This is a genomic window from Methylophilus aquaticus (genome assembly GCF_030769565.1).
GTDB classification, from domain to species: Bacteria; Pseudomonadota; Gammaproteobacteria; order Burkholderiales; family Methylophilaceae; genus Methylophilus; species Methylophilus aquaticus.
This window is the reverse complement of sequence record NZ_JAVCAP010000015.1, coordinates 1-24,089: the sequence shown is the minus strand read 5'-3', so window position 1 is coordinate 24,089 and position 24,089 is coordinate 1. Positions and strand designations below refer to the sequence as shown.

Genomic DNA, 24,089 nt, shown 5'->3' with positions numbered 1-24,089 from the left:
AATGGCTTAAAATTTAAAAATAAAATGTAATTATGCATAAAATATTCAAAATATCAACTTATTTTTAATATATTAGATGGTATTAGCTCAAATTAACGCGTACTTCACCGCTCATCAGCTTGGGGAGCAAGTTATCGCGGAGTTTTTCTAGGGTTTGGATTTGTTGTTGGTTTGTTTTTATTTTCGCAAAGATTTGCGCAACTGTTTCATCAAACTTTGTAATAGCTTCTTTTGAAGGTTTCAGTGTCGATAACTCTCTAAAGTTAGATTTAGAGATTTCTTCAAATGTTGAGCCATTGCCAGCATTTTTAATTTGTTCCATGTTTACTTTGCACCACAAGTACATAAAGTAATTTGAAACAAGTTTGTCGCACACAATAGCAATATAGCCTTGATTAATAGCCACTGGAATATCGCTTATGGCAAGGTAGCCAATAGGTGCTCTTGATGACATTAATAGTGTGCCTACTGGTAAAAGCCCTGAGCCAATTTTGGCTAAACCTTTTTCGGTAATTTTGCGCTCAGTGTCAAACATGAACACTGATTGTTGATTCGATAAGTCTCTTGGTGATGTCCAATTGATATTGCCATTCCAGAAACTTGGCTCTTTCGTACTTGGCGTTGTACCGCCTTTCACACTAATTAAATCATCAAGTGTGCCTTCCTCCCAATCCTCCTGTGCTTCTTCTACAAACCACTGTCTAAACAGCGTTTCGGCCATGCGTTCTAGGGTGTTGTTTTGGCGGTGGAGCAGGTCGATTTTGTCATCCAAACTGCTGAGGACTGAGGCGATGGCTTTTTGTTCTTCAACAGGTGGAGCATGAAAATCTAAATTTTTGAGCCCTTGAATTGTTAATGCTGCTTGGGTAGAGCCAATAGACATCATATCAAGCGCATTTTTTCCGATAGGTGAAATAATCCAGTAATACAAAAATTTGTTATGCAGATTGCTTTTGTAGTTTTTGAACCAAGTTAAATTTCCATCTTTGAAATAAAACTCTTCACCATCTTCAACGATGTATGGAATACCTAAAGTACCAACAGAGGTAAGTAATAGATCACCCGCTATTGGTGCGCCATATTTTGCCTTTATTTGCTCGAATTTTTCTTTAGTAATGAACAAGTCTGTAGATATATCATTGCCGTTATGTTTCTCTATAACCTCTTTAGAACGATAAAATGGAATGCCTGCATTTACATAGTCTTCATAAAATACTCGCTTGCTTGAGCCAATATCGACCAGTTCACCAAGTTTAATTTCTTGCCACTCACTCACAGCTTCACCCTCGCCAAATTCTCAGCAATCGCTTTATTGAGTTTTTCTTCTTCTACCAACTGCGCTTCAAATTCTGCTTTTAGCGCATTAAAGCGTTCTGCAAAATTAAAGTCATCTTCATCATCTGGCAAGCCTACATAGCGGCCTGGGGTGAGTACGTAATCTAGCTCTTTTACGCGCTCTAAGCTGACGGAGGCGCAGAAGCCGGGGATGTCCTCATAGGGCGGTAAATGGATTCCCGCTTTCGCGGGAATGACGGTGTCTGGTGGGTTGCGCCAGTTGTGGTAAGTATCTGTAATTTGTTTTATATCTTCATGACTTAACTCTTTGGTACGGCGATTAATTAAATGCCCAAGGTTGCGTGCATCAATAAACAGTATTTCGTTGCTACGGTTTCTAAATTTGCCAGTGTTTGGATTATTAGAGCCTCGATTACGGCTCATAAACCAAAGCGCTGCGGGGATTTGTGTATTTAGGAAGAGTTTTGCAGGTAGGTTAACAATGCAATCAATTACGTTGCCTTGTTCTATTAAGGCTTTACGCATATCGCCTTCACCACTGGTTTTGCTGGTGAGTGCGCCTTTGGCTAATACAACGCCTGCTTGGCCTGTGGGGTTAAGGTGGTAAATAAAATGTTGCAACCAAGCAAAGTTGGCATTGCCAGCGGGTGGCACACCAAACTGCCAACGCCCATCATTACGCAGTAACTCACCAGACCAATCACTGACGTTAAAGGGTGGGTTGGCAATAATATAATCGGCTTTTAAATCTTTATGCGCATCGTTTAAAAAGCTGCCTTCATTGTTCCATTTCACCTGAGAGGCTTCAATGCCACGAATTGCCAAGTTCATTTTAGCCAAGCGCCATGTGGTTTGGTTGCTCTCTTGCCCGTAAATGGAAATATCATTGACCTTGCCTTGGTGGTCGGCAATAAACTTTTCAGATTGCACAAACATACCACCAGAACCACAGCATGGGTCAAACACGCGTCCGTTATAGGGTTCTAGCATTTCCACCAATAACTCCACCACACTGCGGGGCGTATAAAACTGACCACCTTGTTTGCCCTCAGCCAGTGCAAACTCACCTAAAAAGTATTCAAACACATGGCCTAATACATCGGCACTGCGTGATTTAGCATCGCCAAGCGCAATGTTGCCGACTAAATCAATTAACTCACCAAGGCTGGCGGGGTCTAGGTTGTCGCGGGCAAAAACCTTTGGTAACACGCCTTTAAGCGAGGCGTTCTCCGCTTCAATCGCATCCATTGCGGCATCGACCATTTTGCCGATTTCTGGTTGGCGGGCGTTAGCTTGCAAATATGACCAGCGTGCATTTTGCGGCACAAAGAATACATTTTCAGCAGCGTATTCATCTTTGTCTTCTGGGTCTGCGCCTGCATACTCGCCTTGACCATGTTGAAGCTTGGCAAAGTGCTGCTCGAAAGAATCAGAAATATATTTGAGAAAAATCAGGCCCAGCACAATGTGCTTGTATTCGGCTGCATCAATGTTTTTGCGCAGTTTATCGGCAGCTTTCCACAGTTGTTTTTCGAGGGGTTCTGATTGTTGTTGTTTTTGTGTGGCCAACGGATGCTCTCCAGCTTGTGTTTTACGCAATATCTAAAGGGCAAATCATAGTATTAATTGCTGGGATTGTCTTTGCTTATTGTTTTTGTAGCAGCGTCGAAGGGGTTAAAAAACGGGAGAAGTCGAGTGACTTCTCCCAGGTGAGGAATGCTTAATTGCGTTCAGAGATTTACATAATGGACTTATTTTTTCTGATCCGTCACCGGTGTTGAATCTTCTTTCCAGCCACCGCCCAGCGAGCGGTAAAGGTTAACCACCGCTGAAATTTGCTGCTGTTTGGTTTCGATCAGTTCCATTTTGGCATCCAGCGCATCGCGTTGTGTCAGCAACACTTCCATGTAGTCAGCACGCGCGGCCTTGAACAACTGGTTGGCCACGTCAATCGATTGCGTCAGTTGCTCTACCTGGTTGTTTTTTAACTGGTAGCTTTTATCCAGGTTGTCGATATTGGAAATCTGGTTAGCCACTTCCATATAGGCGTTGATAATGGTTTTTTCATAATCAAATGCCGCCTCGATTTGCATCGCGTTGGCGCTCTTGTATTGCGCTTCAATTGCATTCCGGTTGATCAGCGGGGCGACCAGTTCGCCACCGAACGAGGCCATCACCGAGGCTGGAATATTGAGCAGGTATTTTGGATCGAATGCCTGAAAGCCCAGGCCGCCACGGATAGCAAACGATGGGTAAAAATTGGCTTTGGCCACATCGATATTCAGTTTGGCCGCAGACAGCTCAAGCTCGGCCTGACGAATGTCAGGACGGTTGGCCAGCAGCTCTGACGGAATGCCGGTTTGCACGATTTTGGGCTGCATGGACATGAAGTTGTCCGAGTTGCGTGCAATGGTTTGTGGTGTACGGCCCAGCAGGTAGTTGATCCGGTTTTCGGTTTCAACAATCTGTTGTTTCAGCACGTATTGACGGCTCTGGTTCTTTTTCACCTCGGCGTCAAACCGCTTCACGGCCAGCGAGTTGGCGCGCGCATATTGCTGTAACTCTTTGACCACCGATAACGCGTTTTGCTGGATGGCGATGTTTTGGTCCAGTGTTTGCAGTTCGTTATCCAGTGCAATCAGCTCGTAGTAGGCATGCGCCACCTCGGCCACCAGATTGGTGACCAGAAAGTTTTTACCTTCTATGGTGGCCATGTATTCCATGACGGCCACCTTGGTGGCATTACGCAGTTTCTTCCAGACGTCCAGCTCCCAGGAGGCGACCAGTCCAAACTGGTAATTGCCCAGAAAGCGTGGGTTGGAACGGCCATCTTTGATATCCAGGTTTTCTTCGACGGCGCCGTTACGGGTGTACTTGCCGACTTTTTCCTTATCGGCACTGGCACCTATGCCTACAAAGGGCAGGTATTCCCCTTTGCGGGCCTGGATTTCATTCTGGGCGACGCTGATGCGTTGCGCCATGATGTTGATTTCCTTGTTGTTGGCGACCGCGACATCCATCAGAGCGACCAGGTGCGGGTCATCAAAAAAATCTTTCCAGTTGACGCTGGCGCTGTTGGCGGCCGGTTGTACGGTTTCCTGGTAAGTGGCGGGCAGTGTTGTTTCTGCCTGCTTGCTGGTTATCAGCGGGATGGCACAAGACTGCAGCATCAGTGAGACTGCGCCTGCGACCATCCATTGCAGTTGTTTACTCTTCATCGTCATCATCCTGATGGGTATTGTAGTGATAGGTTTCGGTCAGCGGCTCGGTCTCTTCCTTGCGGATCAGTGATTTTCCGTCAGCCAGTGTGCCAAAGATATAGTACAGCCCTGGGATGATCACCACGCCGAAAAGGGTGCCGAACAGCATGCCACCCATGGCCGAGGTGCCGATGGTACGGTTGCCCACCGCACCGGCGCCGGTAGCGATTACCAACGGAATCAAGCCGGCAATAAAGGCGAACGAGGTCATCAAAATCGGGCGGAAACGCGTTTTTGCCCCTTCAATCGCCGCGTCGCGGATAGACATACCTTGGCCATGCTTCTGTACGGCAAACTCGACAATCAACACGGCGTTTTTACCCAGCAGGCCAATCAGCATGATCAGGCCGACCTGTGCGTAAATGTCATTGGCCAGCCCCAGTATCTTGAGCAGGAGCAGCGAGCCAAAGATCCCGGCAGGCAGCGAGAGAATCACCGCAAACGGCAAGATAAAGCTTTCATACTGGGCAGCCAGCACCATGTACACAAACACCAGCACTACCAGAAAGATCATCAGCGCTTCATTGCCGCGTTTTTCCTCGTCAAACGACAGGCCTTCCCAGGCAATGTCATAGCCTTTGGGCAGGGTGGTACGCGCCACTTCTTTCACTGCATTAATGGCCGCTGCCGTGGTATAGCCCTCTGCCGGTTCAGCGCGAATCGCTGCTGAGTTGTACAGGTTGTAACGGGTGATTTCGTTGGGCCCCTGACGTTTCTTCATGGTCATAAAGGCGGAGTAAGGCACCATTTCACCGTCTTCGTTTTTCACAAAGTAGTTCAGCACGTCACTCGGATAGCGCCGGAATTCCGGCCCGGCCTGGGTATACACCTTGAAGAAGTTGTTAAAACGGATAAACCCTTGCTCGTAAGTACTGCCGATCAGGATGTCCAGGTTATCCATGGCTTCGGAGATCGATACTTTTTTCTGCATTGCCAGCTGGTTATCAATCACCAGCTCATATTGCGGGTAGTTGGCAGCATAAAAAGTGAACAAACCGGTCAGCTCCTTGCGCTTGCCCAGAGCGGCCATAAACTCTTTGTTGATCTTGTCAAACACGTAGTAATCGGCACTGGTGGTTTTATCCAGTAAACGCAGGGATAAACCGGAAGCCGCGCCATAACCCGGTACCGCAGGCGGTTGGAAATACTCCACCACGGCACCGAAGTTCTTGGTTTTTTCTTCCAGTTCTTCAATGATCTGTTTCACCGACTGCTTGCGCTCGGACCAGTCTTTGAGGTTGATAATACACGTACCCGCGTTAGAACCACGCCCTTCGGTCAACACCTCATAACCGGCCAGCGATGACACAGACTCGACGCCTTCGACTTGCTTGGCCAGCGTTTGCAGGTGACGCGCCACTTTATTGGTGGTTTCCAGCGTAGAGCCCGGTGGTGTTTGAATAATGGCGTAAATCATGCCTTGGTCTTCACCGGGGATAAAGCCTGCAGGCAGGATCTTGTCGACATAGAAAATCCCGGCTGAAAACAGCGCCAGCACTAAAAACGTCACCGAGCGCAGGGTAACCACTTTTTCCAAAAAGTTGGTATAGCGGCCAGTGACCTTTTCAAACACCCAGTTAAAGCCATCCAGAAACACCGAGATAGGCGTTTTGCGTTTGGGCTGGCCATGCGTGTCTTTGAGGATCATAGCGCACAGCACGGGCGTTAAAGTCAGCGCGACGATACCGGACAGCACAATCGACGAAGCCATGGTGATCGCAAACTGGCGGTAGAACACACCGACCGGGCCTGGCATAAAGGTGATCGGAATAAATACCGAGGTCATCAGCAAGGTGATCGCGACAATGGCGCCGCCGATTTCACCCAGTACGCGTTGTACCGCAATGTAGGGGCCGACGTGGTCGGACGCCATTTTGGCATGCACCGCTTCCACCACCACAATCGCATCATCCACCACCACGCCAATGGCGAGCACCAGCGCGAACAGGGTGACCAGGTTGATGCTGAGCCCAAAGGCTTTCATCACGAAAAACGCACCAATCAGCGAAATAGGCACCGCCAGCGTCGGGATCAGCGTCGACCGCCAGTCACCGAGGAAGATAAACACCACCAGCGCCACCAGCACAAAGGCTTCGCCCAGGGTGTGGATCACTTTTTCAATCGAGGCATCAAGAAACTTGGACACGTCATAGTTAATTTCGTAATCCATGCCCGCCGGAAAGCTCTGCTTCAGCTCTTCCATTTTGGTTTTCACGTCAGCAATCACTTCGCTGGCGTTGGTGCCATAGTTTTGCTTCAGCACAATCGCGGCAGACGGGTAGCCATCCTTGTTGGAGTAAATGTCAAAAAACTCACTGCCCAGCTCCACCTTGGCAATGTCTCGCAGGTGAAGAATTTCGCCATTGGAATCGGCACGGATAATGATGTTGCCATACTCTTCAGGCTTGTTGTAGCGGCCCTTGTACACCAGCACATACTCTTTGGACTGGGCGTAAATCCCCGAACTCTGGCCGAGGCGGCCCGGGCGGCCAATCACACTCTGGCTGCTGATGGCGTCCATCACTTCTTTGGTGGAGACCTTGTAGGCACGCATGCGCTCAGGGTTCAACCAGATGCGCATGGCAAACTGGCGGCTACCGAGGTTTTGCGCCTGCGCAATACCGTGTACGCGCTGAATTTCAGGAATGACGCTGACGTTCACATAGTTGAACAGGAATTTCTCGTCGGCCTGTTTATCTTTGCTGTACAGGTTCACATACATCAGCATGCTGGGCTGTACGGTATTGACGATCACCCCCTCCAGTTGCACCAGCGGCGGGAGTTTGCTCATCACCTGGTCCAGCCTGGTTTTCACCAGCACCATGGCCGCGTTCGGGTCCACGCCCAGGTCAAAAATCACCTGGATGGTGGCTTCACCGGCGCTGGTGGCGTCAGACACAATATATTTCATGCCCGGCACACCGTTGATCGCCCGCTCAATGGAAATCAGCGAGGACTGTACCAGCACATCGGCACTGGAACCGGGGAAGGCCAGCGTCACAATGACGCGCGGCGGGGCAATTTCAGGAAACTGCGAAATGGGCAGGGTTTTAATCGATAAAAACCCCATAAAAATCATGACCAGCGATAACACGATCGCCATCACGGGTCGTCTGAGAAATATGTTTAACATGGTTTTTTCACCTTAGGTATTATTCTGCGTACAGTTCCAGCTCTGGAATGACTTTTTCAGGTGCTTTGAAATCCAGGTCGATTTTTTGTCCGTTTTTCACCCGGCGCAAGCCTTCCAGCAACACGGTGTCGGTGTCTTTCAGCCCGGATTTGACGATAAACAAATGTGGCAGCTCAGCCGCAATTTCAATCATGCGCTGCTCAACCTTGTGGTCTTTGTTCACCACATACACAAACGTTTTATCCAGCACTTCAAAGGTGGCTTTTTGCGGAATCAGCTGGGCATTCTTGAATGGGACTTCCATCAGGATGGTGCCGGTTTCGCCATGGCGCAGTAGACGGTTCGGGTTGGGGAAGTCGGCCCGGAATTCGATGTTGCCGGTTTTATTGTCAAAATCACCTTCGATGGTTTCAATGGCCCCGGCCTGATCAAACAGGGCACCATTGGCCAGGCGCAGTTTGACGGGCACGCCTTTTTCCTGTTTCTGGTGCAGCTTAAAGTCCAGATACTCTGCTTCTGGCACATTGAAATACACCCACATGCGGCTGTTGTCAGACAGGGTAGTCAGCAAATCGCCCTCGTCGAGCAGGCTGCCTTTTCGTACCAGCAGGTGGTCCATAATGCCGGTAAACGGCGCATTGATATTGGTAAAGTTCAGGTGGGTCTGGGCCAGTTGCACCTCGGCATTGGCTTTATCCAGCTTGGCTTTGCCTAAGGCCAGTTCATTTGGCGAGACAATATTTTTCTCGGCCAGCGCCCTGGTGTTTTCATATTCGATTTGCACGGTTTTGGCTTCGGCCTGCGCCTTGAGCAAATCGACCTGATACACGTTAGGCATGATTTTGAACATGGGCTGGCCCTGTTTGATGATCTGTCCTTCACCGGCAAATACATCCTGCAAATAGCCACGTTCCAGTGCGCGCAGCTCAATGTGCTGAATCGCATGAATCTGGCAGACATATTCCTTGGTAATCATGGTGTCTTTGCGCCATGGATTGGTGACCTCCAGCTTGGGCACTGCTTCTTCATGCGCCTCTTCGTGGTGACAAGCGCTAAGCAGGGTGCCCAGCAAGCCTAAAACGATTAAGTGTTGTTTAATCATATGTATGTTCTTATCTTAAAAAAATGAGAAATTTGCTTGCAAAAAACAGGGGCAGGCGGCGGGGTGATGGTACTTGCCTGCATGATCATCCGCCTGTTTTTCTCCTGAAAAATGCTTTGCCTGTGGGGCGCAGATCTGTGGACCAACTTCAGCCAGAAAGCTCAAGTAAATGCACAGAAGTTAAAGCAGGAGAGAGGCTGTTGATCACCGATATGTGCAGGTGCACAGCCGCATGACGCCTATGGCTGGGTAGGCGGTGCCCGGGAGTGCAGGTGGCGTATAGTCACCGGACGTGGCGTCAGGTGACGGCGTGACAGCATCAGTAATGCAAAAGGCATCACGCAAGCAATCAGCATTCTGGCGGGTGGGGCGATCAATGGAGCAATCGACAGCGGAGGCTCGCCATCTCCTGAGTATTCGACAATTTCGGCTACACGGACGCGCACCGTGTCGTCGCTCATACTGGCGCTATCCGAGAATTCGGCGACCAATGCAAAGCCAAGCACAGCCAGCAGCACAGTGACGACGCACAGTCTGAGTTGCAACGCGGCTGTATTGAAATGTTTATGCATAAGTCAGTTAACGGAAATCATCAGCAGTTTCTGTAGGGGTGAATGGCCATTCTCTTTTGTTAGGGTTTGCCTGTAGCCGTCAGTGATACAAAGCGACACATTTTTAAATCGATGATCGTAAAGGCTATTTACAATACTTACATTAAACCTGTTTGCCTTGAGAATGACAATACGCAACTGTGCGTAGTTCGTCAAAAATGGCGGTTTGTAAGCTCGCTGTCAGTTTCGTGGGGCGTTTTTAAATGTGAGCAGGGTTTTGTATAGCCTTGGACAAGTGTGCTCTGCAAGGTGGGCAAGGACTGTCGCATTTTAAAAAATGGTTTACGCGCGTTTAGGACTTCAGGTGCAGATAGGAATGGCGCAAGTAACAGAAAGTAACTTGCCGAGAGGCGAAAAAAATCTGTGCGCTAATGAGTCGCCATCACGAGTGACCGATGCGGAAAAATACTAGCGTGCCTTGTTGTTTGCCTTTTTAACTTACCTAAAACCCCAGATACGGCCTCAAATAGGTCAGCACAATCGGCAAACCAATCGCACTGATCACCCCATTCAACCCCATCGCCATGCTGGCATAAATCCCGGCTTCTTCGTTCACGCTAAACGCCCGTGTAATACCCAGGCCATGGGCGCCGACGCCAATCGCGGTGCCGCGTATCCACCATTGGTGAATTTTCAGCGCGTTCATGATGTAAGGCGCCAAAATCGCGCCCAGCATGCCGGTGATCACGGTAAACACCACGGTGAGCGTGGGTGAAACGTTCAGCCGTTCGGCAATGCCCATCGCAATCGGCGCGGTCACTGATTTGGCATACATGCTGCCGACAATGTTGTCGCCCGCGCCCATCAGTTTGGCGATCACCACTGCACTGACAATGGAGACGGTGCTGCCCGCTGTCAGCGCTACCCAGATATGCAGGATTTTGCCCTGCATGCGTTTAAAACCATTGTAAATCGGTATCGCCAGTGCCACCGTCGCCGTCCCCAGCAGAAAATGCACGAACTGTGCGCCTTCAAAATACTTTTCGTAGGGCATCTCGAGCAGGTCAATAATCACACAGGTCAGAATCACCGAGATGGCCACCGGATTGACCAGCGGGTGACGCTTGGCGCGCACATACAGCAGATAGCCAAACTGGTAGGTGGCCAGGGTGATAATCAAGGCAAACAGCGGATCACCCGAAAGATAGACCCACACTTCGGAAATCGGCAGCCGTTTATTCATGGCGATGGCCTTTACTCATGGCTGTGCCTTTGCTGCGTTTGAGTGAAAAATACCAGAACACTTTCAGCACAATCGCGGTGACGCCGATCGTCAGAATCACGCTCACGATGAGCGCCGTAGAAACCGCCAGCGCATGGGTTTTCAGGTCTGGCAAAAACAGTACCACGCCGACTGAAGCGGGCACAAACAGCAGGCCCAGATGCTGACGAAATGCATCTGCAACCTCGGCCAGGTCGGTATTTACCTGGCCTTTGACACATAAAAACGCCACCAGCAGCAGCAAGCCCAGCACCGGGCCGGGAATGCTGGGTAAAAAGAATTTACTGAGCAGTTCCCCCAGCCCTTGCCACAAAAACAGTTGAACCAAACCTGATATCATGCATCCACCCGTACTGTATTTTTGCTTTGTTATGAATGTTTCAGGCACCATGTTAATGACATTTTTTCGATTCGCCTACCTGTTTTTATCCCTGAATTTGGGCGGAGTAACGCTCGCCTGTGCCGAGACTGAGGAGGATGGACGCTATTGGTTTAGCATTTATACCCAAGGCAAGTTGCCCGCGGAAAATATTTACTGGAGCATGGATACACAACCGCGTTGGCGCGAGGAGGGGCAGCATTTTGATCAACTGATTCTCAGGCCGTCAGTGTTTTACAAGCTGAATACCAATACCAGCGTCTGGCTCGGCTATGACACGATTATCAGTCATCCCGATGGCAAGTCAGCGTTTCGTGAGAACCGGTTGTGGGAACAGTTTCAGCATCAGTTTGATGATGTGGTCGATGTCACGCTCACCAGCCGCACCCGGTTTGAGCAGCGACGGCGGGAGGACTTTCAGGATGTTGGCCATCGCCTGCGGCAGATGTTCAGAGCGACGACACCTCTGAGTCTTCATCCCAGCTTATCGCTGGTGGTGTTTGATGAAGTGTTTGTCAACCTCAGCCAGACCGAGTGGGGCGTCCGTCGCGGTTTGGATCAGAATCGCCTGTTTCTGGGTGTCAACTGGAAATTCAATGCTGTTTCCAATATGGATGCCGGCTATTTGAACCAGTTCGTTAATAGTCGCACCACAGACCGCGAAAATCATGTGCTCTCCACAACGTTGCGGTTCAACTTCTAGACCTGTCAGCACAGAGGCAAGCCCCGCTAAGCCTGTATTGGCTTATGCTAGAATATCGCTTTTGTTTTCAAGTTGATACGCATGACACCACTGCCGGTTTCCGTGACTGAACAATGGCTCCGTGAGGCGCTCTCCAAACGCATCCTGATTCTGGATGGCGCGATGGGGACCATGATCCAGCGCTACAAGCTGACTGAAGCCGATTATCGTGGCGAGCGCTTCAAGGATTTTCAGGGGCCAGCGGGTGAGCGCGAGCTGTTTGTCAAAGGCAATAATGAGTTGCTGACGCTGACCCAGCCACAGGTGATTCAGGAAATCCACGAGCAATACCTGGCCGCGGGTGCTGATATTATCGAAACCAATACCTTTGGTGCGACCAGTGTGGCGCAGGATGATTACCACATGGCGCAGCTGGTGTATGAAATGAACGTGCAGGCGGCCAAGCTGGCCAAGGCTGCTTGCGTCAAATACAGCACACCGGACAAACCGCGTTTTGTGGCGGGCGCCTTGGGCCCCACGCCCAAAACTGCTTCGATTTCTCCCGATGTGAACGACCCGGCCGCCCGTAACGTCAGTTTTGACCAGCTAGTGGTTTCTTACCTCGAGCAGATCCGTGGCCTGGTCGAAGGCGGTGCGGACATTCTGATGGTGGAAACCATTTTTGATACGCTCAACTGCAAAGCGGCGCTGTTTGCCATCGATACGTTCTTTGAAGAGCAAGGCAAGACTTGGCCGATCATGATTTCCGGTACGGTGACTGACGCGTCCGGCCGTATCCTGTCCGGCCAGACCGTGACTGCTTTCTGGCATTCGGTACGCCATGCCAGACCGCTGACGGTTGGGCTCAACTGCGCACTGGGTGCGACGTTGATGCGGCCCTATGCCGAAGAACTGAGCAAGGTCGCCGATACCTTTGTCTGTATCTACCCCAACGCCGGGTTGCCTAACCCAATGTCGGATACTGGTTTTGACGAAACGCCGGATATCACCTCCAGCCTGGTCAAAGAGTTTGCCCAGAGTGGTTTTGTCAATATTGCCGGCGGCTGCTGTGGCACCACACCGCCACATATCAACGCCATTTACAACGCCATTAAAGATTTGCCGCCGCGCCAGGTGCCCACACTGCCGGTGACCACCAAACTGTCAGGGCTTGAACCGTTTGTCATCGATGCACAATCGCTGTTCGTCAACGTCGGTGAGCGTACCAATGTCACCGGCTCCAAGGCGTTTGCGCGCATGATCATCAACGAGCAGTATGAAGAAGCCCTGAGTGTTGCGCGCCAGCAGGTCGAAAATGGCGCGCAGGTGATTGATATCAACATGGATGAAGGCATGCTGGATGCAGTCAAGGCGATGACGCATTTCCTCAATCTGGTCGCTTCCGAGCCTGACATTGCGCGCGTGCCCATCATGATCGACTCCTCCAAGTGGAGCGTGATTGAAGCGGGTCTCAAGTGTGTGCAAGGCAAGGCCATCGTTAACTCGATTTCAATGAAAGAAGGCGAAGCCGAGTTTTTGCGCCAGGCCACATTGTGCCGTCGCTATGGCGCTTCGGTCATCGTCATGGCCTTTGATGAAAAAGGCCAGGCCGATACCTTTGCCCGCAAAACCGAAATTTGCAAACGCGCCTATGACTTGTTAGTGCGCACTGGCTTTCCGCCAGAAGACATCATCTTTGACCCGAATATTTTCGCCATCGCCACCGGCATCGAAGAACATAACAACTACGCGGTCGACTTTATCGAAGCGACGCGCTGGATCAAACAGAACCTGCCGTATGCCCGTATTTCCGGCGGCGTGTCCAACGTCAGCTTCAGCTTCCGTGGCAACGAGCCTGCGCGTGAAGCGATTCATACCGTGTTCCTCTACCACGCCATTCGGGCGGGCATGACCATGGGCATCGTTAACGCCGGTATGGTCGGTGTCTATGACGATATTGAGCCTGAGTTACGTGAGCGTGTCGAAGATGTGGTGCTCAATCGCGTGGTGGATCCGGACAATCCGCTGGCTGCAACCGAGCGCATGATCGAGATCGCGGGTACGCTGGTCGCCGGTGGCAAAAAAGCCGAAGCCACGCTGGCCTGGCGCGGTACGCCTGAGCAGCCAGTGTCTGCCAGCAAGCGTCTGGAGTATGCGCTGGTGCATGGCATTACTGACTTTATCGTGGCCGATACCGAAGAAGTGCGTCAGGACATCATGAATAATGGCGGCCGCCCGATTCACGTGATTGAAGGCCCGCTGATGGACGGCATGAACGTGGTCGGTGACCTGTTCGGTCAGGGCAAGATGTTCCTGCCGCAAGTGGTCAAGTCCGCCCGTGTCATGAAGTCCGCCGTCGCGCACCTGATTCCGTTTATCGAAGAAGAAAAAGCCCTCGAAGAAAAGCGCACCGGCATGGTCGCCAAGCCCAAAGGCAAGGTCGTCATCGCCACGGTCAAAGGTGATGTGCACGATATCGGCAAGAATATTGTTTCGGTGGTATTGCAGTGCAACAATTTTGAAGTGGTGAACATGGGCGTGATGGTGCCCGCGGCTGAAATTCTGGCCATGGCCAAAGCTGAAAACGCCGATATTATCGGCCTCAGCGGCCTGATTACGCCTTCACTCGAAGAAATGGCCTATATTGCCAAGGAAATGCAGCGCGATCCGCATTTTGTCGAGTTGCAAACACCTCTGCTCATCGGTGGTGCGACCACCTCACGTGCGCACACCGCGGTGAAAATTGCGCCCAATTATACCGGTCCGGTCATCTACGTGCCCGATGCTTCGCGTTCGGTGAGCGTGATGCAAAACCTGCTAACCCCAGAAACGCGAGGGGCTTATTTAGCCGAGATTCAGGCCGATTACGAAAAAGCGCGTCATCAGCATGCCAACAAAAAAGGCGTGCCCATGCTGCCGCTGGCTGAAGCGCGGGCCAATGCCGCCAAGCTGGCGTTTACCGGCGCAGCTGCGCCAGTGAAGCCCAAGTTTACTGGTCGCCGTGTGTTCAAAAATATCGACTTAAGCCTGATTGCCCAATACATCGATTGGAGCCCGTTCTTCCAGACCTGGGACCTGGCCGGATTTTATCCCGCGATTTTAAAAGATGAAGTCGTTGGCGAAGCCGCCACCAAAGTATTTGGCGAAGCGCAAACCATGCTCAAGCGCATCATCGATGGACGCTGGCTATCCGCCAATGGCGTGATTGCTTTGCTGCCGGCCAATCAGGTGAATGGTGATGACATCGAAATTTACACCGACGACACCCGCAGTCAGGTCGCCCTGACCTGGTACGGCATGCGCCAGCAAACACAAAAACCGGTCATCGACGGTGTGGCCCGACCCAACCAGTGCCTGGCAGACTTTATTGCGCCCAAAGGGCCATCCAGAAACGAAACCATAGATGACTATATTGGCCTGTTTGCGGTGACTGCCGGTTTGGGGATGGAAAAACGCCTGGCCGAATTTGAAAAAAATCACGATGACTACAATGCCATCATGTTCAAGTCACTGGCGGATCGGCTGGCAGAGGCGTTTGCCGAATACATGCACGAACGTGTGCGGCAAGATTTGTGGGGCTATGCTGCGAATGAAGCGCTGGATAAAGAGGCCCTGATCAAAGAGCAGTATCAGGGTATCCGTCCGGCACCTGGCTATCCGGCCTGCCCGGACCATACGGTCAAAGCCGATATGTTCAGGGTATTACAGGCAACAGAAATTGACATGCAACTGACGGACAGCTTTGCCATGATCCCGGCGGCGGCGGTGAGTGGGTTCTACCTGGCGCACCCGGAGGCGAAATACTTCAGTGTCGATAAAATTGGCACTGATCAGCTGGAGGATATGGCAGTGCGGCGCGGGTTGGAAAAAGCGTATCTGGAGAGATGGCTAGCGCCGAACTTAGGGTAAAACGCTTGAGTCAATCAAAAGGGTGTACTGTCTGTACGCCCTTTTTTTGATGGTTTATGCAGGCAATTGGTTGCTTATGATCGTTGGTAGGTGGTTGCGGTAGGGTGGCATGCATGCCCGCGGATGATAGCTGGTTGTTTGTTATGGGTTACAGCCTCCTTTGCCATCAGCACATGCAGAATGATTAACATAGGGATGTCGCAATACTCAACGTAATGTCTGCTGTATTTAAATCAAGTATGATTTCAATCAGAAATATCTTAGAGGTAATGATGAGCAGCAATATCTATCAATTCAGACTCGTGCTTTTAGATACATTGCCCGAAATCTGGCGACGTATTCAAGTGCCTGAAAATTATAACTTTTGGGATTTGCATGTTGCGATCCAGGATGCAATGGGGTGGCTCGACTACCATTTACACGAATTTAGATTGCTCCATCAGGCTAGCAAAGAGATTCTAAGGTTTGGGATACCAGACAAGGAGTTTGGTGACAACGAACTGATTCCTGGCTGGGAAGCGCGTATTGCCGATTATTTTCCAAAAACAGGGGATACAGCCATGTATTCGTATGATTTTGGTGATGGATGGGAGCACCAGCTAGTACTTGAAGCCATTCTTCCCGCAGATGGTTTGATTAATTACCCTGTATGTTTGGATGGTGAACGTGCGTGCCCACCTGAAGATTGTGGAGGTATTCCAGGGTTTGAGCAGATGCTTGAGACATTACAAAATGGTAAGGCCGCTGAGCAAAAAGAATTGAATCTCTGGCTCAAAAATCATGCAAAAAATTACTATCCTTTTGTAGCAAATAAGTTCGACCCCGCGACAATTGTATTTGATGACCCGGAGCTTCGCTGGGCTAATGCCTTTAGTGGCTAGTGCCATTAAAATCTAACAATCTGTTTTGGTCTAGACTTTGGTGGATTCGTTTTACATTTGTGAGTATACGACGCCTTTTATTTCGCCCCTCGGCGAGTCACTTTTCTTTGCTTGCCCAAAGATAAAGTAACCAAAAGAAAGGGCACCCTAGCTTCCGTTTGTTCCCTCCGTTGCTCGTCAGCGTGGGCGTCCATTGCAACTCGCCCTAACAAGCCACACACTTCGTGGCTTGTCGCGGAACTCAAACAGGCAATGACCGAAAATTCCCACGCAGACTGCGCTACTCGGCGCGGCAAATAGGGGCCCATAAAACCACACGCTTTTCATCTGGTGAGATTATTTGCATTGCGTCCCGCTCGATTACCGTGAAAACCAAAATGGTTTGTAGTGATGTAGGGTGGGCATGTATGCCCACGCGGAATATTTCCTGTTGTATGTAATGGTCTTTTTCGCCTCTCGGCGAGTGACTTTTCTTTGCTTGCCCAAAGATAAAGTAACCAAAAGAAAGGGCGCCCCAGCTTCCGCTTTTTTCCTGCGTTGCTCGGCCTCGGACTTTCGTCCGTTGCTTTGCCGGACTTATAGCCAAGCGCTCGCGAAATTGGCTACGGCCACTACGCTTAACATCGCTAGACGAGTTAGCCTACGCCGCAACACTACGTTAGTTGTCATCCTAGCGGCCTGCAAAAGACGCAGGCCACTGCGGGATTCGGACAGCCGCTCGCTCGATCTTATTTTGCCTGTGCTACTCGGTCGGCGCGGCAGATGGGGACCCCGAACACCAGATGAGCGCGAAGCTCAGTAGATTGAAAAAAGAATTGGTGTTTTTCAACCATCCTAACTGCAACGGTGTGAGTTTGGCGAGAAAAATCCCATCCCATCACGCTGAGTAGCGCAGGTGAAGTGGGAGTTTTCTGCCATCAACTGTTTGAGTTCCGCAGTGGCTTGCGGTTTGTGCAAGCCGCCAGGGCGAGTTTTGATGGCAGCCCACTTTACCGAGCAACGCAAGGGAGCCGAAGGCCGTGATGGCTGGGTGCCCTCTTCTTTGGTGACTTTCTGTGGGGCAAGCAACAGAAAGTCACTCGCCTAGAGGCGAACGCAGGTGCACCGTAAATGCGAAGATCTTTCCATTTGAGCAAACTACTTTTTTAATAACGGCCCAATCACTGCCATCAACCTCTGTGTGGCCCCTCTATGCTGCAAGGTAAACCCCTTCGCCGCTTGCGACATCTTGTGCACTTTCGCTTTATCCGCCGCCAACGCGGCAATCATGCCACTCAGCTCAGTGACATCACTTAATTGCACCGCCGCATCGGCGGCTACTGCCGCTTGTGTCACCTGCGCAAAATTAAACATATGCGGCCCCAGGATGGTGGGCACGCCCATCGCAGCTGCTTCAATCAGGTTTTGCCCGCCCAGTGGCTGCAAACTGCCGCCCATCACGGCAAAGTCGCTTGCAGCATAATAGGTATACATCTCGCCCATGCTGTTGCCCAGCACCACCTGCATATCGGCATGCAAGGGCTGTGCTAATTCCGTACGCAATACATAACGTACGCCGCGTGCTTTCAGCAGGGCTTCAACTTCGGCAAAGCGTTGCGGATGGCGCGGCACAAGCAAGGTCAGTACTTCTGTCCCTTGCATGGCATCCAGAATCATAGGCTCTTCACCTTCACGCGTGCTGGCCGCCATGCATACGGGGCGCTGTGTACCCAGTAGCTGGCGCAGTTGTTGGCCTTTTTCTGCACTGTCAGCGGGCGGCGTCACGTCAAACTTCAGGTTGCCACACACCACTATTCTTTCTGCGCCCAGGGCTTGCAGGCGCTGGGCATCGGCCTCGGTTTGTGCGGCGACCAGCGCCAGTTGTTGCAGGCCGGTACGCGTAAGCTGGCCCAGTTTGGCATAGCCACGTGCCGATTTTTCAGACAGGCGCGCGCTGAGCAGGGCCATCGGGATCTGCCGTTTACTGGCCTGATCGATTAAGTGGAACCATAGCTCGGTTTCCATTAACAAGCCGATGGCCGGCTTGAAATGCTCCAAAAAGCGCTTGGCGGCGCCCGGCGTATCTACCGGTAAATAGGCTTGCACCAGGCGCTGTTCGGCAATTTCACCGGCAAATAGCTGGCTGCTGGTGTCGCGGCCGGTGGGTGTGCCATGGGTGATTAATAGGGTGTGTTGCGGATAAGCGGTGAGCAGCGCCTGTATCAGGGGTTGCGTGGCACGGGTTTCACCGACGGATACGCAATGAATCCAGATCACCGGCGCAGACGAGATGGATTTATAAAAGCCATAACGCTCCGCCCAGTGCTGGCGATAGTCTGGCTGTTTCAGGCTGCGCCAAAGCAGCTTGAGGGGCAGCAGTAAAGCCACCAAAAACATAAGTAAGGTATAGAGCAAACGCGGCATGCCGATATTCTCGCATATTTGTGTTGTGGCTTTGATGCAAATATGTGTGTTGCAAGGTGAGTGATGACTCACCACTACGTCAGGCCACGTCCTGTATATGCTGACAAAAATGCAAGATGCAGGCACAAAAAAATACCCGAAAAAAGTGGTTGACGCACACAACATAAAGGCATAAATTATCGAGGTCAACACAATATGTTGTGTTTGATCGGTGCGGCAACCCCAAATGGATATTTCTGCTTTTTGCAGCAAAAACCCCTATGCCACATGCACCCACCAACCCGTTCCAAAACTTGACCAGCCCTGTAAAAACGACATGCTTGCATGCTGGTTTTAGTTTTTCCAAATAAAACAGAATCACCAAGGTGTGGGAGAAATTGATGCTGAAAGCAGTTGAACAAAAGAAAGTCCATTCAGAGGGCGTCGCCGTGGATATTCCGGTGCAACCGGTCTCGTTGGATATCTGGGATAAAAAATATCGCCTGAAAACCAAATCTGGCGAGCATGTTGACTTGGATATGGACGATTCTTATGCTCGCGTGGCCCGTGCTTTGGCTGATGTAGAAACCACCGAAGCCAAAAAAGCCGAATGGCACGAAAAATTCCTGTGGGCTTTGCGCCGGGGTGCTATCCCTGCAGGCCGTATTACTTCCAACGCCGGTGCGCAAGAGCATAAGCCTGCCACCTCCACCATTAACTGCACTGTGTCTGGCGTGGTGGAAGACAGCATGGACAATATTCTGGCTAAAGTGCACGAAGCAGGCCTGACCCTCAAGGCCGGTTGCGGCATTGGTTACGAGTTTTCCACGCTGCGCCCAAAAGGCGCGTTTGTTGCCGGAGCGGGTGCTTACACTTCTGGCCCGCTGTCGTTTATGGATATCTACGACAAAATGTGTTTCACCGTGTCTTCTGCCGGTGGCCGTCGCGGTGCGCAAATGGCGACCTTTGATATTTCGCATCCCGACGTGACTGACTTTATCAAGGCCAAGCGTGAAAATGGCCGTTTGCGCCAGTTCAACCTGAGCTGCCTGATTACCAAAGAGTTTATGGAAGCGGTGAAAGCCGATGCCGAGTGGAAACTGGCTTTCCCTGTCACCGAAAAAGAAGCCATTATCGACGGCCTCAACATCAACGACGACAGCCAGGTGGTATGGCGCGAGTGGCCGATCAAAGGCAAATACCTGACCAAACTGGAGGGCCCGGAAGCCGGTAAAGTGGCTTGCCGCGTGTATAAAATCATCAAGGCCCGCCGTCTGTGGGATGTGATCATGTCCTCCACTTACGACTTCGCCGAGCCAGGCTTTATCCTGATCGACCGCGTCAACGAGATGAACAATAACTGGTTCTGCGAAAACATCCGTGCCACCAACCCTTGTGGCGAGCAGCCATTGCCACCTTACGGGGCTTGCCTGCTCGGTTCGGTCAACCTGACCAAGTTTGTGCGTGAGCCATTCACTGACAACGCGCATTTTGACTGGGACGAATACCATAAAGTAGTTGCCGTGTTTACCCGCATGCTGGATAACGTGGTGGAAATCAACGGCCTGCCGCTGGAACAACAACGCCAGGAAATCGCCCGCAAACGCCGTCACGGCATGGGTTATTTAGGGTTGGGTTCAACCCTCACCATGCTGAAAATGAAATATGGTGATGAAGATTCCATCAAGTTCACTGAAGAAGTAACACGCGTTATGGCCGAAGTCGGCTGGGAAGTCGGCGTGCAACTGGCCGAAGAAAAAGGCCCTGCACCGATCATGGATGAGAAATTTGAAGTGACCGCCGACATGCTGCGTGTACGCCCTGAAATGGCGGCGGATGGCATCAAGGTTGGCCAAAAACTGGCCGGTAAAGTGTTGCTGGGTAAATATAGTCGCTATATGCAACAGTTCCCTGAAGGCCTGCGCAACCAGATTGCCAGCAAAGGCGTGCGCTTTACCCACCACAGCTCCATCGCACCTACCGGCACGATCAGCTTAAGCCTGGCCAACAACGCCAGCAACGGTATTGAGCCCAGCTTTGCCCACCACTATGCACGTAACGTCATCCGTGAAGGTAAAAAGTCCAAAGAGAAAGTCGATGTGTTCAGCTACGAGCTGCTGGCCTACCGCGAACTGATCAACCCGAAAGCCATGCCGTTTGGCACTTCAGAAGAAGAAAAACTGCCGGATTACTTCCTCGATTCATCCACCATCATGGCCAAAGCGCACGTCGATATTCAGGCCGCTGCACAAAAATGGATCGATAGCTCCATCTCCAAAACCATCAACGTGCCAACTGATTACGACTTTGAAGACTTTAAAAACATCTATCTCTACGCGTACGACAAAGGCCTGAAAGGTTGTACGACCTTTAGGTTTAACCCGGAAGCGTTCCAGGGTGTGCTGGTGACCGAGAAAGACCTCGAAAGCACTACATACAAGTTCACGCTGGAAGATGGCACCGAGATCGAAGCCAAAGGGAATGAAGAGATTGAGTACGACGGAGAAATCCATAGTGCGGCAAATCTGTTTGATGCCTTCAAGGAAGGCTACTACGGAAAGTTTTAGTGTTTGCCTGCTGCGCTCGCCTTTGCGGCGTTGAAAAGCAGTTTTAAATCCTCATGTACTATTTGTACACTCCGGTTTAAAACCGCTTTTCGCCTGGCACTGGCCTCGCTCGCGACGGCAACCATCTAAAACTTTGGATAAATGAATACACAATATTGAAGCACTCCAACTGAGGAGAACAACATGGCAATTAAAATCGATAAAAAAATCACCGCCTACAAACTGGTGACAGACGAAGACAAAAAAGCAGCCGAGGCAGCAGCGCAGGCACCGGCCAGCAACGTGATACAAATGGGTGAGCCATTGGGCCGCCCGGATATGCTGGTGGGCAACACCTACAAAATCAAAACGCCGGTGACCGAGCACGCGCTCTACATCACCATCAACGACGTCATTATGAACGAAGGCACGCCACAAGAGCACCGCCGCCCGTTTGAGATATTCATCAACTCCAAAAACATGGAGCACTTCCAGTGGATCGTCGCACTCACCCGCGTCATGTCCGCCGTGTTCCGTAAAGGTGGCGATGTCACCTTTTTGGTAGAAGAACTGAAAAGCGTATTTGAGCCTAGCGGCGGCTACTTCAAAAAAGGCGGCAAGTTCGTGCCTAGCCTGGTGGCCGAAATCGGTGAAGTAGTAGAAACTCACCTGCAAGAAATCGGCATGCTGAAAAAACCAGGCTTAGACGAACACCAGCAAAAACTGGTGGAAGAGAAAAAAGCCGAATACCTGGAAAAACACGCCAAGTCAGGTGAAGAAACAAATGACGAAGGCTTCCCAAAAGGCGCGCAGCTTTGCAAAAAGTGTAATACCAAAGCAAGCATCCTCATGGATGGATGTATGACTTGCTTGAATTGTGGTGATAGTAAGTGCGGTTAATGGCTTGTAAACTGTTAACTAACGGTTTACACTTCTGTCAGGTTAAGCGCTCATGATTAAAAGCTTTAAGCATAAAGGCCTAAAGTCATTTTTTGAATCAGGTAGCAAAGCAGGCATACAACCACATCACGCCGAAAAACTCAGGCTGCAGTTAGCGTTGCTTGATAGTGCAAGATCAAAAGACGATGTAAATGTACCTGCGTGGCGCTTACACGAGCTGAAAGACGATTTAGCTGGCCATTTTGCCATTTGGGTAAACGGTAATTGGCGGCTGACTTTCAGATTTATTGATGAAGATGTTGAATTGGTCGATTACCAAGACTATCACTAACAGAGGTCCACATGAGCCAAATGCACAACCCCCCACATCCCGGGCACGTGTTACGTGAATGGATCCCCGAGACCATGAGCGTGACAGAGGCTGCAAAAGCCTTAAAAATTTCGCGCGTCAGCTTATCCAAAATACTCAATGCCAATAGCAACATCAGTGCAGAGATGGCGATTAGGCTATCTCTTTGGCTAGGCACTTCATCTGAGTTATGGCTTACCATGCAAGCCAAATACGATTTGTGGCAAACGCAGCAGAAAGTCAAATTTGATATTAAAAGGTTGGCCGCTTGATGGAAATCAATCGAGACTGACCCCATTGACTCCGCGCAAGGCGCTTCGCGAAGCTGCAAAGTCAGTCTATACATCTGAAAAGTATCAAAAACGGGGCGAGCTAGGCGAAATTCTGTTGCATGCAATTATTCGCCAAGAGTTTGAAACTGAACCTCTAATTAGCAAAATATTCTTCAAAGATTCTGCTAACGACACTGTGAAAGGGTTTGATGCTGTTCACGTCGTAATGAATGAAGGAACAATGCAATTATGGTTGGGTGAAGTCAAATTTTACAAAAGCGGAACTGACGCAATATCCGATGTAATTGGTGAGTTGGGTGTTCACCTTGAGAATAATTACCTTCGGCAAGAGTTTACTGCAATCTGCCATAAGGTAGAAAAGACCGACCCTCTTAGAGAACATGTAGATAAATTACTTCACGCAAATAGGTCGCTGGATGAAATCTTTCCTGAATTATATATACCGGTTTTACTAACATATAACTCTGCAACTCTGGCTAAGTATCAAGAGTTTTCAAAAGAATATTGCGAAGAAATTGAAGCTGAATTCAGGAAATACTATGAGAAATTTCAAACTTTAAAATTAAAAGCTGACGTGAAAATTTTGCTTATTCTATTGCCAATGAACACAAAAGAACTATTGGTAAACGAGTTCGATAAGAAACTTAAAGGACTATCGCTTTGAAAGATTTAAGCCTTAAGGAAAAATTATCAAATTTAGAGTGTATTGAGAATGAAGGTTTTGAAATTCTTAAAGGCATAGCAGAAAAGCTATCACTCCCTGAAGAGTTCTCAGAAGGGGTTGAGTTTTTAATCCGAGCCTTAGAGCATCGCAGTTCATATTTCAAAATATGAGTTGATACTTAATTCATTATTGTCAGACGCAGGATTATTCCCCTATGTAGATGGAAATAATTTGCTTTCTGAAAAAGACCAATTGGCGTTAGAGATTAGAAGGCCGCTTAGTGAAATTAGAAAATTAGATGTCTTCTTTCATGGAGTGCAAGCAGAAGTTTATTGGAAATTACTTGATGGAGAAAATGTAGTTAGAGGTGGACCCGGAAAACTGGACAGTGTTTTAAGTGATATTCTTGCTTAACCTTGCAGCCGATAGGCGGCAGAAAGCAGAGAAAGAAAGCAATGAAACGTACCCGAAGAACCCACG

The 24,089-nt window shown here is 50.1% G+C and carries 19 protein-coding genes; 10 read left to right on the top strand and 9 right to left on the bottom strand.

Features of this window, described 5'->3' with window-relative positions:
• Positions 1-82: 82 nt before the first annotated feature.
• From Q9291_RS08190 to Q9291_RS08155, 8 genes are all read right to left on the bottom strand, one after another.
• Positions 83-1,276, bottom strand: coding sequence for a restriction endonuclease subunit S (locus Q9291_RS08190; RefSeq protein WP_306389552.1), 1,194 nt, complete (start codon positions 1,274-1,276; stop codon positions 83-85).
• Positions 1,273-2,895 carry a type I restriction-modification system subunit M gene (locus Q9291_RS08185; RefSeq protein ID WP_370530753.1) on the bottom strand — a complete coding sequence of 541 codons (1,623 nt, stop codon included), beginning with the start codon at positions 2,893-2,895 and terminating at the stop codon, positions 1,273-1,275. The genes Q9291_RS08190 and Q9291_RS08185 overlap by 4 nt, the downstream gene beginning before the upstream one ends.
• A 152-nt stretch (positions 2,896-3,047) precedes the next feature.
• Complete coding sequence (locus Q9291_RS08180) at positions 3,048-4,514, bottom strand: TolC family protein (protein WP_306389551.1); 1,467 nt, start codon at positions 4,512-4,514, stop codon at positions 3,048-3,050.
• Entirely contained in the window at positions 4,504-7,689 is a 3,186-nt protein-coding gene (locus tag Q9291_RS08175; RefSeq protein ID WP_306389550.1) for an efflux RND transporter permease subunit, read from the bottom strand. Before Q9291_RS08175 ends, Q9291_RS08180 begins: the two co-directional genes overlap by 11 nt.
• A gap of 19 nt (positions 7,690-7,708) precedes the next feature.
• Positions 7,709-8,791, bottom strand: coding sequence for an efflux RND transporter periplasmic adaptor subunit (locus Q9291_RS08170; RefSeq protein ID WP_306389549.1), 1,083 nt, complete (start codon positions 8,789-8,791; stop codon positions 7,709-7,711).
• A 239-nt stretch (positions 8,792-9,030) separates the two neighbouring features.
• Complete coding sequence (locus Q9291_RS08165) at positions 9,031-9,363, bottom strand: hypothetical protein (protein ID WP_306389548.1); 333 nt, start codon at positions 9,361-9,363, stop codon at positions 9,031-9,033.
• A gap of 481 nt (positions 9,364-9,844) precedes the next feature.
• Entirely contained in the window at positions 9,845-10,585 is a 741-nt protein-coding gene (locus tag Q9291_RS08160) for an LrgB family protein (protein WP_306389547.1), read from the bottom strand.
• Positions 10,578-10,964, bottom strand: a complete 387-nt coding sequence (locus tag Q9291_RS08155; protein WP_306389546.1) for a CidA/LrgA family protein — start codon at positions 10,962-10,964, stop codon at positions 10,578-10,580. Before Q9291_RS08155 ends, Q9291_RS08160 begins: the two co-directional genes overlap by 8 nt.
• 55 nt (positions 10,965-11,019) lie before the next feature.
• On the opposite strand from Q9291_RS08155, the gene Q9291_RS08150 reads away from it, so the two are divergent.
• The 3 genes from Q9291_RS08150 to Q9291_RS08140 all read left to right on the top strand — a co-directional run bounded on the left by Q9291_RS08150 (position 11,020) and on the right by Q9291_RS08140 (position 16,475).
• On the top strand, positions 11,020-11,706 hold the full coding sequence (locus tag Q9291_RS08150; protein ID WP_306389545.1) for a DUF2490 domain-containing protein: 687 nt from the start codon (positions 11,020-11,022) through the stop codon (positions 11,704-11,706).
• 81 nt (positions 11,707-11,787) lie between these two features.
• The gene (gene metH / locus Q9291_RS08145) at positions 11,788-15,594 is read left to right on the top strand and encodes a methionine synthase (protein ID WP_306389544.1); all 3,807 of its coding nucleotides are present in this window, start codon (positions 11,788-11,790) and stop codon (positions 15,592-15,594) included.
• A gap of 215 nt (positions 15,595-15,809) precedes the next feature.
• Positions 15,810-16,475, top strand: a complete 666-nt coding sequence (locus Q9291_RS08140; protein ID WP_306389543.1) for a plasmid pRiA4b ORF-3 family protein — start codon at positions 15,810-15,812, stop codon at positions 16,473-16,475.
• A 1,137-nt stretch (positions 16,476-17,612) separates the two neighbouring features.
• On the opposite strand, the gene waaA is transcribed toward Q9291_RS08140, so the two are convergent.
• Complete coding sequence (waaA, locus tag Q9291_RS08135) at positions 17,613-18,878, bottom strand: lipid IV(A) 3-deoxy-D-manno-octulosonic acid transferase (RefSeq protein WP_306389542.1); 1,266 nt, start codon at positions 18,876-18,878, stop codon at positions 17,613-17,615.
• Between the two features lie 380 nt (positions 18,879-19,258).
• Between waaA and Q9291_RS08130 the strand changes: the two genes are divergently transcribed.
• From Q9291_RS08130 to Q9291_RS08100, 7 genes are all read left to right on the top strand, one after another.
• The gene (locus Q9291_RS08130) at positions 19,259-21,424 is read left to right on the top strand and encodes an adenosylcobalamin-dependent ribonucleoside-diphosphate reductase (protein ID WP_306389541.1); all 2,166 of its coding nucleotides are present in this window, start codon (positions 19,259-19,261) and stop codon (positions 21,422-21,424) included.
• A 183-nt stretch (positions 21,425-21,607) separates the two neighbouring features.
• Positions 21,608-22,303: a TSCPD domain-containing protein gene (locus Q9291_RS08125; protein WP_306389540.1), complete on the top strand. Its 696-nt coding sequence runs from the start codon at positions 21,608-21,610 to the stop codon at positions 22,301-22,303.
• Between the two features lie 52 nt (positions 22,304-22,355).
• On the top strand, positions 22,356-22,634 hold the full coding sequence (locus Q9291_RS08120) for a type II toxin-antitoxin system RelE/ParE family toxin (RefSeq protein WP_306389539.1): 279 nt from the start codon (positions 22,356-22,358) through the stop codon (positions 22,632-22,634).
• A gap of 11 nt (positions 22,635-22,645) precedes the next feature.
• Positions 22,646-22,924: a HigA family addiction module antitoxin gene (locus Q9291_RS08115; protein ID WP_306389538.1), complete on the top strand. Its 279-nt coding sequence runs from the start codon at positions 22,646-22,648 to the stop codon at positions 22,922-22,924.
• Positions 22,899-23,609, top strand: a complete 711-nt coding sequence (locus Q9291_RS08110; RefSeq protein WP_306389537.1) for a HamA C-terminal domain-containing protein — start codon at positions 22,899-22,901, stop codon at positions 23,607-23,609. The genes Q9291_RS08115 and Q9291_RS08110 overlap by 26 nt, the downstream gene beginning before the upstream one ends.
• Entirely contained in the window at positions 23,606-23,779 is a 174-nt protein-coding gene (locus Q9291_RS08105) for a hypothetical protein (RefSeq protein ID WP_306389536.1), read from the top strand. Before Q9291_RS08110 ends, Q9291_RS08105 begins: the two co-directional genes overlap by 4 nt.
• Before the next feature lies 1 nt (position 23,780).
• A complete protein-coding gene (locus tag Q9291_RS08100; RefSeq protein WP_306389535.1) occupies positions 23,781-24,023 on the top strand; it encodes a hypothetical protein in 243 nt (80 codons plus the stop codon).
• Positions 24,024-24,089: the final 66 nt, after the last annotated feature.